Source organism: Xenorhabdus khoisanae (genome assembly GCF_001037465.1).
GTDB lineage: Bacteria > Pseudomonadota > Gammaproteobacteria > Enterobacterales > Enterobacteriaceae > Xenorhabdus > Xenorhabdus khoisanae.
Window position 1 is genome coordinate 1 of the sequence record NZ_LFCV01000067.1, and the last position, 12,979, is coordinate 12,979.

General features: G+C 43.0%; 14 protein-coding genes and 1 pseudogene. 4 read left to right on the plus strand and 11 right to left on the minus strand.

What is annotated here, in order from left to right; translation table 11 throughout:
• Positions 1-588 precede the first annotated feature (588 nt).
• Positions 589-1,410 (plus strand): intradiol ring-cleavage dioxygenase, encoded by an 822-nt coding sequence (locus AB204_RS11110; RefSeq protein ID WP_047963445.1) that lies wholly within the window; start codon positions 589-591, stop codon positions 1,408-1,410.
• Between the two features lie 313 nt (positions 1,411-1,723).
• On the opposite strand, the gene tpx is transcribed toward AB204_RS11110, so the two are convergent.
• Positions 1,724-2,227: a thiol peroxidase gene (gene tpx / locus AB204_RS11115; protein ID WP_047963446.1), complete on the minus strand. Its 504-nt coding sequence runs from the start codon at positions 2,225-2,227 to the stop codon at positions 1,724-1,726.
• Between the two features lie 183 nt (positions 2,228-2,410).
• On the opposite strand from tpx, the gene AB204_RS11120 reads away from it, so the two are divergent.
• The 3 genes from AB204_RS11120 (at position 2,411) to AB204_RS11130 (ending at position 5,864) form a co-directional block, all read left to right on the plus strand.
• A complete protein-coding gene (locus tag AB204_RS11120; protein WP_047963447.1) occupies positions 2,411-4,027 on the plus strand; it encodes a peptide ABC transporter substrate-binding protein in 1,617 nt (538 codons plus the stop codon).
• 38 nt (positions 4,028-4,065) lie between these two features.
• The gene (gene zntB / locus AB204_RS11125) at positions 4,066-5,049 is read left to right on the plus strand and encodes a zinc transporter ZntB (protein WP_047963448.1); all 984 of its coding nucleotides are present in this window, start codon (positions 4,066-4,068) and stop codon (positions 5,047-5,049) included.
• Positions 5,050-5,168: 119 nt separating this feature from the next.
• Positions 5,169-5,864, plus strand: coding sequence for an IS6 family transposase (locus tag AB204_RS11130; RefSeq protein WP_047963449.1), 696 nt, complete (start codon positions 5,169-5,171; stop codon positions 5,862-5,864).
• A 206-nt stretch (positions 5,865-6,070) separates the two neighbouring features.
• On the opposite strand, the gene AB204_RS11135 is transcribed toward AB204_RS11130, so the two are convergent.
• The 10 genes and pseudogenes from AB204_RS11135 to panP form a co-directional block, all read right to left on the minus strand.
• Positions 6,071-6,685, minus strand: a complete 615-nt coding sequence (locus AB204_RS11135; RefSeq protein ID WP_200898228.1) for a Fic/DOC family protein — start codon at positions 6,683-6,685, stop codon at positions 6,071-6,073.
• Positions 6,666-6,860, minus strand: a complete 195-nt coding sequence (locus AB204_RS11140; RefSeq protein ID WP_047963451.1) for an antitoxin VbhA family protein — start codon at positions 6,858-6,860, stop codon at positions 6,666-6,668. The genes AB204_RS11135 and AB204_RS11140 overlap by 20 nt, the downstream gene beginning before the upstream one ends.
• A gap of 3 nt (positions 6,861-6,863) precedes the next feature.
• Positions 6,864-7,169 (minus strand): TrfB-related DNA-binding protein, encoded by a 306-nt coding sequence (locus AB204_RS20855; protein ID WP_053067892.1) that lies wholly within the window; start codon positions 7,167-7,169, stop codon positions 6,864-6,866.
• Positions 7,170-8,850: 1,681 nt separating this feature from the next.
• A complete protein-coding gene (locus tag AB204_RS22765; protein WP_161796558.1) occupies positions 8,851-9,021 on the minus strand; it encodes a hypothetical protein in 171 nt (56 codons plus the stop codon).
• A complete protein-coding gene (locus AB204_RS23200) occupies positions 8,993-9,193 on the minus strand; it encodes a replication initiator protein A (protein ID WP_047963453.1) in 201 nt (66 codons plus the stop codon). The genes AB204_RS22765 and AB204_RS23200 overlap by 29 nt, the downstream gene beginning before the upstream one ends.
• A gap of 129 nt (positions 9,194-9,322) precedes the next feature.
• Entirely contained in the window at positions 9,323-9,529 is a 207-nt protein-coding gene (locus tag AB204_RS23485; protein WP_235428073.1) for a transposase, read from the minus strand.
• A gap of 5 nt (positions 9,530-9,534) precedes the next feature.
• Positions 9,535-9,789, minus strand: coding sequence for a transposase (locus AB204_RS24120; protein ID WP_422645874.1), 255 nt, complete (start codon positions 9,787-9,789; stop codon positions 9,535-9,537).
• Entirely contained in the window at positions 9,758-10,081 is a 324-nt protein-coding gene (locus tag AB204_RS11165) for an IS630 transposase-related protein (protein ID WP_047963454.1), read from the minus strand. Before AB204_RS11165 ends, AB204_RS24120 begins: the two co-directional genes overlap by 32 nt.
• Positions 10,082-10,786: 705 nt before the next feature.
• Positions 10,787-11,056 (minus strand): annotated as a pseudogene (locus tag AB204_RS23490) (IS701 family transposase); the annotation flags it as partial.
• Between the two features lie 150 nt (positions 11,057-11,206).
• Positions 11,207-12,880, minus strand: coding sequence for a pyridoxal-dependent aspartate 1-decarboxylase PanP (panP, locus tag AB204_RS11175; RefSeq protein WP_047963455.1), 1,674 nt, complete (start codon positions 12,878-12,880; stop codon positions 11,207-11,209).
• Positions 12,881-12,979 lie beyond the last annotated feature (99 nt).

Consider the following 12,979-nt stretch of genomic DNA (forward strand, 5'->3'; position numbering starts at 1 on the left):
GAATCTATCCTGATAAACATGGCATAGCTGAGAAAGTTGTTCCACTGTTTTACCATCTTGGGTACTTAAATATAATGGTGCTTTGCTGTCTACAAAAGCAAATAGTGCATTCGATTTACGATAGGCTGTAACCATTTCCAATGACATTATTATTCTCATATTCAAATTTTTAAATAGATTGAGTCGCCTGATTTTTGAATCGATTGGGTTAGTGGATATACCCTAAAATCTCAAGCTAACTTGAGGTCAAGTAATATTTATCTAATTACATCTAATATTTTTTGTCATGTATTAAATGCTTAGTTGTTGGATAACATAAAGAACCTTGGAGTACTTACGCATTCACAGGTCACCTGGATTTCAACCGCGAGCCGCTACATTTATTATTCCGGTGCCTTGTTATATATGATGAAATTATACTTAATTAGATGTATTTCATTTAATATCAATGCGATACATAATTAATTCTATTTAAAGAAGAGGGAATTATATATATTTAGATACCGACTAACTATCTGAATCCACAGATTAAACGATAGCTTACCAATTTACTATACAATAATTAAATGATATATAAGGAGCCACTTTATGAAAAATGAAAGAAGACTTTTTCTGAAAAAGGCGAGTGTGACTGGTGCAATATTTTCATTATTACCTCTGGTTCCGGCAGGAGTTTTCGCCTCTTCACATAGTCAACCAAAGAAAGAGGGTGATATTGATATAGGGGTTTGCGAGATGACCCCAGAGGAAATGTCAGGGCCATATTTTATAAATAACAAATTATTGAGAAGGAATATAACAGAGGATGAACCCGGAATACCTCTTTTATTGACAATGAAAGTCATTGATTCTGTAACCTGTAAACCTTTACATGATACCCTTATTGATATATGGCATTGTAATGCAATGGGAAAATATTCAGGTTGGAAATACATAAACCCAGACCTTGAGGCTCCATCTAGTGATATAGGGACGATTTCAAGAACTGATGAAAGCACATTTCTTCGTGGGGCACAAAGGACAGACAAAGAAGGCATAGTCAGGTTCACCACAATTTTCCCCGGTTTTTATGCCGGAAGAGCCATACATATTCATTTATCAGCAAGAAATGCGAACGTACAAAAAAGACAGGAAGATAAATTCTATTTTGTAGGTCAGTTATATTTCCCTGAGGGTATATCTAAAGAAGTCATGAATAACGATATGTATTCTCCAAGGGATGTTAATAGGCTTAAAAATGAAGATGACTCCATCTTTTCTGGAGTTAAAAACAGAGCTGCAATTTTGACAGTAAAAAAAATAGGTGATAATCCATTGGATGGATTACACGGAAAGATAGTTTTATCTATTAATAAAGACAATGTGTCCAAGAAAATAACCCCTAAAGACTTGGCTAAATACACTGTGTAGGTGTAATGACCTTATTCATGCGATAACCGCCAACATTTAATCTATTGATTTGTTGGTGTTTTTATTCATGTGTCAAAAACGGTCGTTTTCGGCACATCTGATAGGGTTTCCACTTTTTCGTGAAAGGTGGTTTAAGCGGGCGTGGGGTGGTTATTTGTAATATGGTGAGAGTGGTTCAGGTACATTTGAATAAACTAGCGGCGATGGGTTTACAATGAGTAAACCCACCGCCGTCATGAAAATAAAAATTTATTATAAAACAACTATCTTGCTGTGCCGTAAAATAAAGGCAATATCATCAATAATAAAATAATTATTTTAATGCTGATAATGCACTGTCATAGTCAGGTTCATTAGTGATTTCATCGACTAACTGACTATAAATAACTTGGTTATTTTCATCCAAAATAACAACGGCACGTGCAGTTAAACCACCCAATGGGCCTTCGGTTATTGCAACGCCGTAATCTTCCTGAAACTTTCCACCACGAAGTGTAGAAAGAGTAACAACGTTAGACAAACCTTCAGAACCACAGAAACGAGACTGAGCAAAAGGCAAATCTGCTGAAATGCACAATATAACAGTATTGTCCAACTCACTGGCAAGTTGATTGAATTTACGGACAGATGTGGCACAAACACCGGTATCGATGCTTGGGAAAATGTTAAGCACTTTACGTTTGCCTGCATATTGGCTCAATGCAACATCGGCAAGATCTTTAGCAACTAGAGTGAAGTCTTTCGCTGTCTGGCCTGCTTGTGGAAAATCTCCGTTAACGGTGATATCACTACCTTGGAACTTGACTGTTTGTGTCATGGTTTTCTCCCTCTATAAAATAAACTGCGCCGTCAGTGTAAAGGACCGCCAGTGTAAAGGAATAGTGCGATCTTGCCCACAAAAATAGACACAATATTCATGAAATCTTCAGGCTCCCGTTAATTAACAATGCCTTATAATATATTTTTAGGATAATTATTAGACTCATAAGGCAAAAGAATCATGCATCGTTTTTCGTTACTCTCCTCTGTATTACTGATGACCGGGCTTTCTTTTTCTGTTTCTGCCGCCCATGTTCCTGCCGGCACTCAACTTGACCCTCGGCAGGAATTGGTTCGTCAATTGAAAGATGAACCTGCATCGCTAGACCCGATAAAATCTTTCGGTTTAACTGAGGCACAAATATTGCGTGATCTGTTTGAAGGTCTGGTAAATCAAGATGCTCATGGTCAAACCATTCCGGGCGTTGCTACTGACTGGAAAACAACAGATAACAAAACATGGATATTTACACTTCGTCATGATGCCCGTTGGTCTAATGGTGACAGTGTCACAGCCTCTGATTTTGTTTATAGTTGGCAGAGATTGGTCAATCCTGCCAATGCCTCTTCTTTTTCCTGGTTTGCTGCCTTATCAGGTATTCAGAATGCACAAGAAATCATTGATGGAAAATTACCGCCGGAAAAATTGGGTGTAGAAGCCATCGATCCTTACACGTTAAAGGTGAGTCTGGATCGGCCTGTGCCTTATTTTCCCTGCATGACAACCAACTTTAGCCTCTATCCGGTCAATAAGCAGAGCGTCGAAAAATATGGCAATGATTGGACCCGGGTAGGGAACTTGGTTGGTAATGGTGCATTTATGTTAACGGGGCGGGTTGTGAATGAAAAAATTGTCCTGAAGCCAAACCCCTATTATTGGGATAACAAAAATACGGTACTGACAAAAGTTACCTTTATGCCCATCAATCAGGAATCTCATGCAACCAAACGCTATCTGGCGGGAGATCTGGATATTACGGAATCTTTCCCTAAGAACATGTACCAGAAATTGTTGCGGGAACTTCCGGGACAAGTTTTCACGCCGGATCAGTTGGGAACATACTACTATGCTTTTAACACAAAACGGGCACCAACAAATGATGTTCGGGTGAGACAAGCACTTTCCATGGCAATAGACAGGAACTTGATTGCGAAAAAAGTAGTGGGTACGGGAGAAAAATCGGCATGGCGTTTTACCCCTGATGTGACGGCAGGCTTCCGGCCAGAGAAAAGCCGGCAGGAAACATTCACTCAACAGGAACTCGATAATCAGGCGAAGGCATTGTTGAAAGCAGCCGGATATGGCCCTGAAAATCCATTAAAAATATCATTACTTTATAACAATCTGGAAAACAACCAGCGGATAGCGATCGCCATTAGCTCAGAATGGAAGAAAAAATTGGGCGTGGAGGTGAAATTAGTTAATCAGGAGTGGAAAACCTACGTTGATAACCGTAACACGGGTAATTTCGATGTGGTCAGGGCATCCTGGACCGGGGATTATAACGAACCATCAAGTTTCCTGTCTCTTTTGACATCCGCTCACAGTGGCAATATCGCGAAATTTCACAATGCTGATTATGATGCGTTGCTTAAAGGCGCAAGTTATGAAACTGACGATGTAATCAGGAACCGCGATTACAATCAGGCAGAAAAAATGATCGCAGAACAAGCGCCCATTGTTCCGATTTATCAATATACCAATGGTCGGTTGATCAAAACGTGGTTAAAAGGATACCCGATCACCAATCCTGAAGATGTGGCCTATAGTCATAACATGTATATCATCAAGCACTAAACTAAGTACCAAAAGATCAGTACGAACAAGGAGCAGATGTGGAAACGATCTATGGCTCAGTATTCAAAGGCTCAAATGCCATTTATTCCTGCCAGTTGAATGGCAAAGGGGGGATGGTGACATTTGGGGAAAATTCACTCGCCACCACAGAACAGCCATTTTGGCAACATCTTGACTATAAAAATCAGGATAGCCATCAATGGCTGATGAATACCACGTTGTTAACGCTTCCTGTCAAGGAAGGATTAATGAATGAAAGTATTCGTCCGAAGATGCTGCGCACGGGTGAAGGCACTTTGATTACGTTGAGATCGGTGAACCGTAATGATAATGCGCGGCCTGATCATTTAGTTTCGTTCCGCATCTATGTTAATGACAGAATTATTATCTCCAGTCGTCATCGGAAAATTCATTCCATTGATCAAGTTTTGGATGATTTACACAACGGCGTTGGTGCAAAAAGTACGGGTCATTGGTTGGTTGAAATCGCCGGAGCAATGACTGATGAAGTGAATGATTTTATCGAAGAGCTGCATGATAACCTGATTGAACTTGAGGATAATATTTTAGAGCAAAAAGTGCCGGGTCGTGGGGAGTTGGTATTGCTGCGCAAACAATTAATCGTCCTGCGCCGATATATGGCACCTCAACGTGATGTTTTCATTCGTTTAGCCAGTGAGCGGTTACCGTGGATGAGTGACGAAGAACGTCGCTTAATGCAGGAAATTGCCGATCGCTTGGGGCGAGGTTTGGATGATCTTGATAGTTGTATCGCCCGGACTGCGGTTCTTGCGGATGAAATAGCATCTATGATGGCAGATGCCATGAATCGTCGCTCTTACATAATGTCTCTGTTAGCAATGATATTCTTGCCAACAACTTTTTTGACAGGGTTATTTGGTGTCAATCTGGGTGGGATACCCGGCAATACCTATCAGTTTGGGTTCGGCTTATTCAGCCTTTTCTTATCTGTATTGATAGTCATTTTCGCTTGGTGGTTAAGGCGCAGTAAGTGGTTATAAGTGTTTATAAATCATGTAGTTATAAAGAATCTGGTTATAGATAATTGCTGTAGGAAAAAATAGAGTTCTGTCGCATTAAAGGGAGATCAGGTAATATGTGACCTTTTGCAGAGTGAGCCGTGTCTTTAATTCGAAAAGCTTTCAAACGTTTACATTATCCCGTTGATATCATCGCTCAGTGTGTCCGCTGGTACCTATTTTATGCGCTAAGCCTGCGCAATCTCGAAGAGATGATGACTGAGCGCGGTATTGAGGTCGACCATTCCACTCTGTATCGCTGGGTTATCAGGCTTACCCCATTGCTGGGTAAAGCTTTTCGTCGACATAAACGTCTTGAGGGTCGTCGCTGGCGCATGGACGAAACCTATATCAAAATCAAAGGACAATGGAAATATTTGTACCGAGCAGTCGATACGGCCGGGCAAACTATCGGCTTCCTGCTGACGGCTAAGCGGGATGCTCCCGCCGCGTTGCGCTTCTTTCGCAAGGCGATCCGCCATCACGGTGAGCCTGAGGTCGTGACCCTTGATAAAAGTGGAGCGAATACCACTGCACTGGCGACGCTCAACGCCGATAGACCCAAAGAGGAAACCATCACTATCCGACAGAGTAAATATCTGAACAACTTAGTGGAGCAAGATCACCGCAATATCAAACGTCGGATATGGCCAATGTTAGGTTTTAAATCGTTTCGCCGGGCCCAAACGATTTTAGCGGGGATAGAACTCGTTTCGATGCTGCGTAAAGGACAATACTCACAATCAGAAGATAAGGCATTGTTACCGGCAGAGACGTTTTATCGATTAGCTGCATAAAATACAACCAATCCCACATTGACTCAGATTTTCTCTGTTAATACGACAGAACCTTTGCAAGTTCGTTCACAACGGCTTCTATCGTCTTGCCGCAAATCTCTGGAGGAAATGGGAAGATTAAAAGGTGAGACAGAAACATTACGAACACAGTTAACAGAACTAATAGCAACACTGAAAAAATAAATATTAGGTTCGCAATCCATTTTTTATGGACTCACGCTAATTGAATATGAATTTTCATAAATGATACGAGCCAAGAAAGACGACTGGCCGTGATAGGCATGAATTGCGGCATCAATCAGGTTTTCAGGGTCGATTTGATCCCAGCGTATCGTAAACCCTGCATCATGAGCCAGTTGCCGAACATATTCCCGCAACGTGCGCCCGTTGCCTTCTCGGAAGGGATGCAAGACGTTCAATTCGCCCATGTAGAACCCGACACGGCGGGAAAATTCTTCCCTGTCAAGTCCCTTGAGATAATGCTCGTCGGCCAGTTGGCGCGTGAGCCGTTGCGCTTCCCTTTTGATGGTTCCATGATGGGCAAAGCGTGTATTGCCCTTTGAAATGTCGATGGTGCGCACCTGTCCCGCCCATTCGTACACGTCACCAAACAGTTTTTTATGAATGGCTTGCAGATGCTCAAGGGTATAGGCACATTCACTTGAAATTGTGAGCGGACGATAGGCGAGTTCGATAGAGCGTGTCGCCACATAGGCGGCTTCGGCCTTGTCGAGTTCGTCCTGATTGGTCAGGCCGAGCCTGTTTAACAAAACGCCCGTTTTCGGATCGGTGTAGGCGTCTTCAGTTATGTATTTCGACACGTCGCGTTCTTTCTTGCAATCGAAACAGTACATCGGAAAGCTCAAGATCGCCAGAGGCGAAGCGGTTCAGGTCTTCAAGGGTCTGAATGTCTGGCTCAATGCCTTCAAGCCGTTGGCTGGCTATGGCATTGGAAACATGGTGCTGGCGTTCTTCAATTTCACTTTGTGTCAACATGGTTCATTTCTCCTCACTGGCCTTGTTTTTGAGCGTGGCTTTTGCCTCGGTTTCCATCTGGCGAACCTGTCTTGCCAGCTCTGGCGGGAGCCAAACTTCCACGCGTTGCCAACCCGTTGGTATTTCAGAAGCCGCAGTCAGGACACGCGTAACAATCTCATTCACGCGCTGCCGTGTCAGGCCGTAAGTCCGTGCAACATTTGCTTGATCGTGACCGTGCACAAGCACCTGTTCTGCCACCTCAACGTTTTTTGGGGTCAAGCGTCCGAGCCGTGGCCTCAAGGCATGAAATTCTGTTTCATTCATCATGGTCTGTTCGGTGTTTTGATGTTTTCAAGGAAAAATGATAGGATGAATGTAAAGGGATGTCAAGGCTTTTAAAAAACAGAGCGAGTTTTCTTTAAAAACGCATAATCGTATTTCTTCAATTACGATCATACGCTTTTACGGCAATGTATCTTTCCTTAAAAGACGATGGATCATGAAAGTTTGCCTTGATTTCCGAGGGCGGGAGCGGGTGGCGGTCATTGACCGCCAAAAAAAGCAAAGGCCGAACGACCTTTTTCCTTAATGAAGCGCAATGGAAGACACATGGTAGAGAAGGAGTTGTTTACCCGTCATTCGTCGGTTGGTCGCGGTAACCCTTCCTTGGTTTGATATGGTCATCTTTCTCATACGATCCCAAAAAATCGGATAAATGCAAGTCCGACCGTTTTCGATTGCAAGCCGTTACATGTAGACATCCGGAACCGACCCCTTAATTGTAGTGGCTCGCAATTAATATTTCCTACTGGGTACAGTACTGGATGTAACCTTTCGCGAGGATAATTATCAGATATTGATACTGCTAGCACTAAATATGATGAAACAAGAAAGCACCAAATTAAGTATAAGAATGAAACGCAAATAGCATGAATGAAAAACCAATTTCTGGAGCAAGTCTTACAGGCCGAATTGTCCACTCAGGATACTATTTAATCATTCATGTGGTTGTCCTAAATTAGACCCAATTATTAATATAATTGGGTAATACTTATTATTAAATAACACATAATGAAATGTAATATTTAAAAAACCAATAAATAAAAACACATATTCATTGATACATCAATTACATAATTAGAAATTTACATCCCTCCCCAAAAAATATCATTTAACCCAATAGAAAGATAATGCAGGTTTTTTTAAAAAAAACGACTTCATTCCTAAATGAGAAAATGTTCATTAACAATAAATACATCCTAAATTTAAAAACTGGAGATTTATACTATGAATATGAATAGCAATCATGAAACAATACTTCTTAGTAAGAGCAAAATATTAAATGTTTAAGTAAAAGATAACAATGCAATAATTACTCTCACTAATCAAGAATTAGGAATTATCTCAAAAAATTTCACACTAAAATATGATTTTGATCACTCCTCTTTAGGAAATTATTCATTGGCTGTATATATGTCACTTTTAAATGCTTATCTACAAAAGAAATCTGTGCATGTAAATGTAACTGACCTGAATAGCAACACTATTGAAGATATTACTATTACCAATGATATTATTAACTAGTAAATAAAGATCATTTACTATTAACTGTATTGATGATTATCCACTCACAAAAACAAAAATAAAGGCGTTACCTTTGGTAATGCCTTTAGCAGTTTTCCCTTAAGGGAAAACTGCCCCCTAATACGCCGCCTTCTGCCGATACACAAAATCCAGTTTGCTTTTGGATATCTTCCCTGAAAATTTAGGGCATTTGATATAATCAATCAAACTGGCCTCGATCATGAAGCTTAAAGTTTTTGGCACTTCGGCATTCACTTTATGGAGCACGAGGTTTTCAAGCTTGCCCTCGTGATAGCTTTGGTCGTTCAGCTCGCGCCTGTAAATCTCAAGTTTGTTTTTAAATACCCATCTAAAATAAAAAAGCGCGATTTAGAGAATATAGAGACGCTTGAGAAAACGTCAATCGGTCAATCGGTTAATCGTTTCACTGTTCTTCTTCGGTTTTCTGTCGGATTGTTATATCGTTTACTCCCGCCAGAAATGTTTCCATATCGAGATCCCGATGGTACATGAACAAAATCGGGCTTTCCATTCCCTTCTTTTCAACCAGAATGTATTCGGGTAAGTCATTGGTCTTGATCAACGTTCTCAACATGCGGGTTTTTCGACTCGACGACCTCACGGTAAATCCATTGCGGGAGTTCGATTTCAACCATTACCAAACGCCCCGTATCTTCATAGGAGATGGTACGGTAATTGCTGATCAGTCCTTCGGCTTCGGCCTCGCGTATGGTTCTTTGCCCCTTGCCTTTTCTCGTAGGGGTCAAGGGCGGCTTCTATTTCGAGATATTGCCGTCCCCCTTTGCTGCGCCGACAGAATTTAATGATCTCGCTGACATGGGGGCGAAAGATGCGGCTAGGTATTGCTTCGTCCCGCCCGTCCAGATATAGCAAAATCAGCATAACATGGCATATTCAATATGCTCTGTAAACAGCTCATCAACTGAACATCTCTTTTGTCTTCTTATTGCTTTTGCTCCACCCCATTTGTGTTCTATCGGATTCAAATCAGGGCTATAAGCAGGAAGCCATTCCAGTTGACATTCGCTATCAACTATCGCTTGTATCGTGTCATTTCTTTTGTGGAAAGACGCATTATCCATGACTATCACGGCACCGTGCGGGAGCTATTGTTGAGAATGGCCCCAATCACGTTAATACGGCCTTTCGCATGCCAGTCGTGTGTACCAAAACAGCGCTGTCCTTTTTCAGCATACCCATGTGTACGTGGCATGGATTGAGCAAAACCACTTTCATCTAAGTAAACAATCGGTTTGCCTGCCTGTTCATAGCCATTGATCCGCTCGACAAACGCTTGACGAGCCTGAGGGTCAGCGCGAGGGTGTTCTAGCGTTTTTTTTATGCGTGAGCCGAAGTCGTTTCAAGGCGTAATGAATAGCCGACTGCGAGACACCTAAACGTTTTGCTCTTTCCCACTGATAATCGTCGGGAAATTTTTGGATATCCGCGATAAGCACCTCATCAGGAATTTTCATGGGAGGCTTATCACGCGTCATGCAAGGTTCTATTTTATGGCTCCACCGGAACAGGGTACGAATAGAAATCTCAAAATGGGCACGCGTTTGCTCGAAAGTCAACGAATGTTTATCTTTGTAAGCCAGGACTCTTTTTCGAAAATCTAAACTGTAACCCATTTCACTTTATGCCTTGTCATGTTGGATCTGGATATTATGCCATATTAGTGTGATTTAGCTATACATTCCAACCGAAAAAACCGAGCTTGAATTTACGAGATACTGATATTGCTATTTTTAAACAAATCTGAGGTTAGAATACCTTGAGACAAGTCCCTCCCCTATTACTAATGGCGAAGCCCTCCGGCTTTTAGGGTTTGGTACATTACGGATCTTTTTTTGTGTCTTTTTTATTTACAGGGGAAAACTGATCCTTATTGATCCGCAACGCTCGCCGCAGCATTGACTAGCGAAGTCTGTCAATGTGAGAAAGCGTCATTTCATCCGATGTTCAAATGAGCATCGTTCACACTTTACATTGATCTAGGTTACGTGGACAAAGCTTGCCTAGGCCTTGAAAAACCGGAAAATTCTGTCAAATGCCAACTTGAAGGGAACCAAGTCCAGATTCAGCGTTTAATTGCCCGTGTTGCCAAAAAAGTTGGCATGAAGCGGTCGACCAGAAAACGTGGGCTAGTACTACAGTCGTAATCGTTCTGTAATCATAAGGCTATTTCGCCGACGATAATGGCATTGTTGTGCGCGATACTGATGTCGTCGTCGCCAGGTTGACCAATATAAAATCTGCTTTAGGGTTTCTCCTGTTTTTCTCATCAGTTTTGACAGGAGCTTACGCAGTTCCGCTACACTCAGGGCTATCAGTCCCGCCGGCGTTTTTTTCTCCTGTATCCGCAAAGCCGCCAGAACCGCATGCGCCAATAATGACAGCGTAATATGCCGATACCAACTCTGCCACTGCCGGACTTCGTAATGATCCAGACCGCACTCGCCTTTTGTTTCCTCAAAACCGCTTTCGATTTCCCAGCAATGTCCGGCCACCTGAATCAGCGTCTTGAGATCGGCCTGCTCTTTAAGAGCATAGACAACATAGTAGGCCAGTTCCTGCTTCTCATCCCGGTTACGCCGGATCAGCAGATAATGGCCATAACGCCGTTCCTCTTCACTCACTTGTAAGCGACAGAACCAGTTTTTCTCATACTGAGCTTTATACAGAATAATTGACCATTATTATGCCGATGTTTAGTGTTAGCATCGGCTATTTTTTCTGTCCTCAGCCTTATACCCTTAACTGACCAAATCCTGTAGCGTTTGCCAGAACGGGCTTTGTAGCGCGAGCTGTCGCTGTTCCTCAAGCATATCTTCAAGTATTTCCGGGGTCGTCAATGGATTTGCCAGTACAACACGCAAAACGGTTGTTGGTTGTCGATTCCATTGCGCCGGGTTGATAGAGGTGCGGGAGACAAAGGTTTTTCCCGCAGTCCACTGCATAGCCTGAATGTTTTGGTTAAGTGCATTAAGCATATCATGCAGTTTTTGTTTCGCCGATTCCGGGCCTTCGCGTAATGCTTGTAACACCATTGATGGCACGTATCGGTAGGTCAGAAGACAAAGTTGGGGTTCGCTGATTAACTCGAAATCTTCCTGCTGGCGGATGAGATCCGCAAATTGCCGTGCTTTCTCGATGCTTGCATCTATCAGGTGAGCGAATCCCCGTCTGCCGAGCAGATGGAAGTTACTGTGCAGCATAAGCGACATCGCGCTGCGTGAGCCTTCTAAAGTATGGCGTCCGAGATCTTTCGAGTCCTTGCGGACAATATAATTAGCATGCTGGGCAATGGCGTCGGTCAGGGTAGGCTGACGGAACAGCACCACACCGGCTCCCATTGGCACATACATTTGTTTATGCGCATCAATCGTCACAGTATCGGCACGTTCGATACCATCGAATAAATGCCGATAGCGTTCTGACAACAAACTCGCTCCACCCCAAGCGGCATCAACATGAAAATGACACTGTTCCTGTTCAGCAATATCCGCCAGAACATTCAGCGGATCGATAGAACCGGTTTCTGTGGAACCGGCTATCCCGACAATAGCCATGGGCTTGATATTGCGTTGACGCAAATTCTGCAATTGCGTGAGCAGGGCATCAATACAGATCCGGCCATTTCTGTCGGTAGCGACTTTTACCAGCGCATCTTGTCCCAAACCGAGCACATCCACGGTTTTTTTCAGTGAATAGTGTCCCAATTCCGAAACCAGAATCGCGAGTCCGTTATAACCATAATGAATGAGTCCTCTGGCTAAACCTTCACGGGCAAGGCCGGCAAAATCGCCATTGGCTGGCATAAGCTGGTTTCGGCATGCCCACATGGCAGTCAAATTAGCCAGCGTTCCCCCAGAACAAAAGGTTGCCAGCGCATGATTGCCGTTATGGAGCCACTGTTGATAGAAATCGTCGTCGCGGTTGTATACCAATTTGTGCATCATACCCAGCACTTGACGCTCCAGCGCGGTTAAAACATGCGATGTTTCCAGTTTGACCAGATTCTGGTTGAGAGCTGTCAGGATTTTGCCAAGCGCAGGTAAGTGCTTAGGCAAAGCCGACGTCATGTGACCAACAAATGTTGGTGAGGATACGGGCACGACATGATTAAGCACGTCTTCGCTCAAATGCCGGACGTATGTCCCGCTATCAACCGGAAGTTCAGGAATAATCACCGAAGTAAACTGTTTTTCAAGCTCCGCCAATTCGTGTACTGGCTTGTTTAACTCGTGCTGACAATAAGTGACAGGGTCACCAGCAATACTGGTTTCCAGTTCGAGCAGTTCTTCCTCACCGGCATGGGGGATAAACTGGTCGAGCAGCGCTTGCCATTCTTGTCCATCAGGACAGGAAGTGTGAAGAGCACTCTTATCCGCCTCGTCGGGATTCAGACCGTCAAGAAAATACAGCATAGTTTTCCTCTTTAGCGTCACTAATAATATCGTTCATGTTTTGCTCATACATACGGTTCAGCAACTTCGCCCCGGTTTTAACCGCCCTGACTCAGGGCG

Excerpts from the sequence above, each read along its gene's own strand:
- AB204_RS22765 (WP_161796558.1), bottom strand. The coding sequence starts at position 9,021 with ATGTTGAGAACGTTGATCAAGACCAATGACTTACCCGAATACATTCTG.
- tpx (WP_047963446.1), bottom strand. The coding sequence starts at position 2,227 with ATGACACAAACAGTCAAGTTCCAAGGTAGTGATATCACCGTTAACGGA.
- AB204_RS11110 (WP_047963445.1), top strand. The coding sequence starts at position 589 with ATGAAAAATGAAAGAAGACTTTTTCTGAAAAAGGCGAGTGTGACTGGT.
- AB204_RS11140 (WP_047963451.1), bottom strand. The coding sequence starts at position 6,860 with ATGTTGACACAAAGTGAAATTGAAGAACGCCAGCACCATGTTTCCAAT.
- AB204_RS23485 (WP_235428073.1), bottom strand. The coding sequence starts at position 9,529 with ATGGATAATGCGTCTTTCCACAAAAGAAATGACACGATACAAGCGATA.
- AB204_RS11120 (WP_047963447.1), top strand. The coding sequence starts at position 2,411 with ATGCATCGTTTTTCGTTACTCTCCTCTGTATTACTGATGACCGGGCTT.
- AB204_RS11165 (WP_047963454.1), bottom strand. The coding sequence starts at position 10,081 with ATGGGTTACAGTTTAGATTTTCGAAAAAGAGTCCTGGCTTACAAAGAT.
- AB204_RS20855 (WP_053067892.1), bottom strand. The coding sequence starts at position 7,169 with ATGATGAATGAAACAGAATTTCATGCCTTGAGGCCACGGCTCGGACGC.
- panP (WP_047963455.1), bottom strand. The coding sequence starts at position 12,880 with ATGCTGTATTTTCTTGACGGTCTGAATCCCGACGAGGCGGATAAGAGT.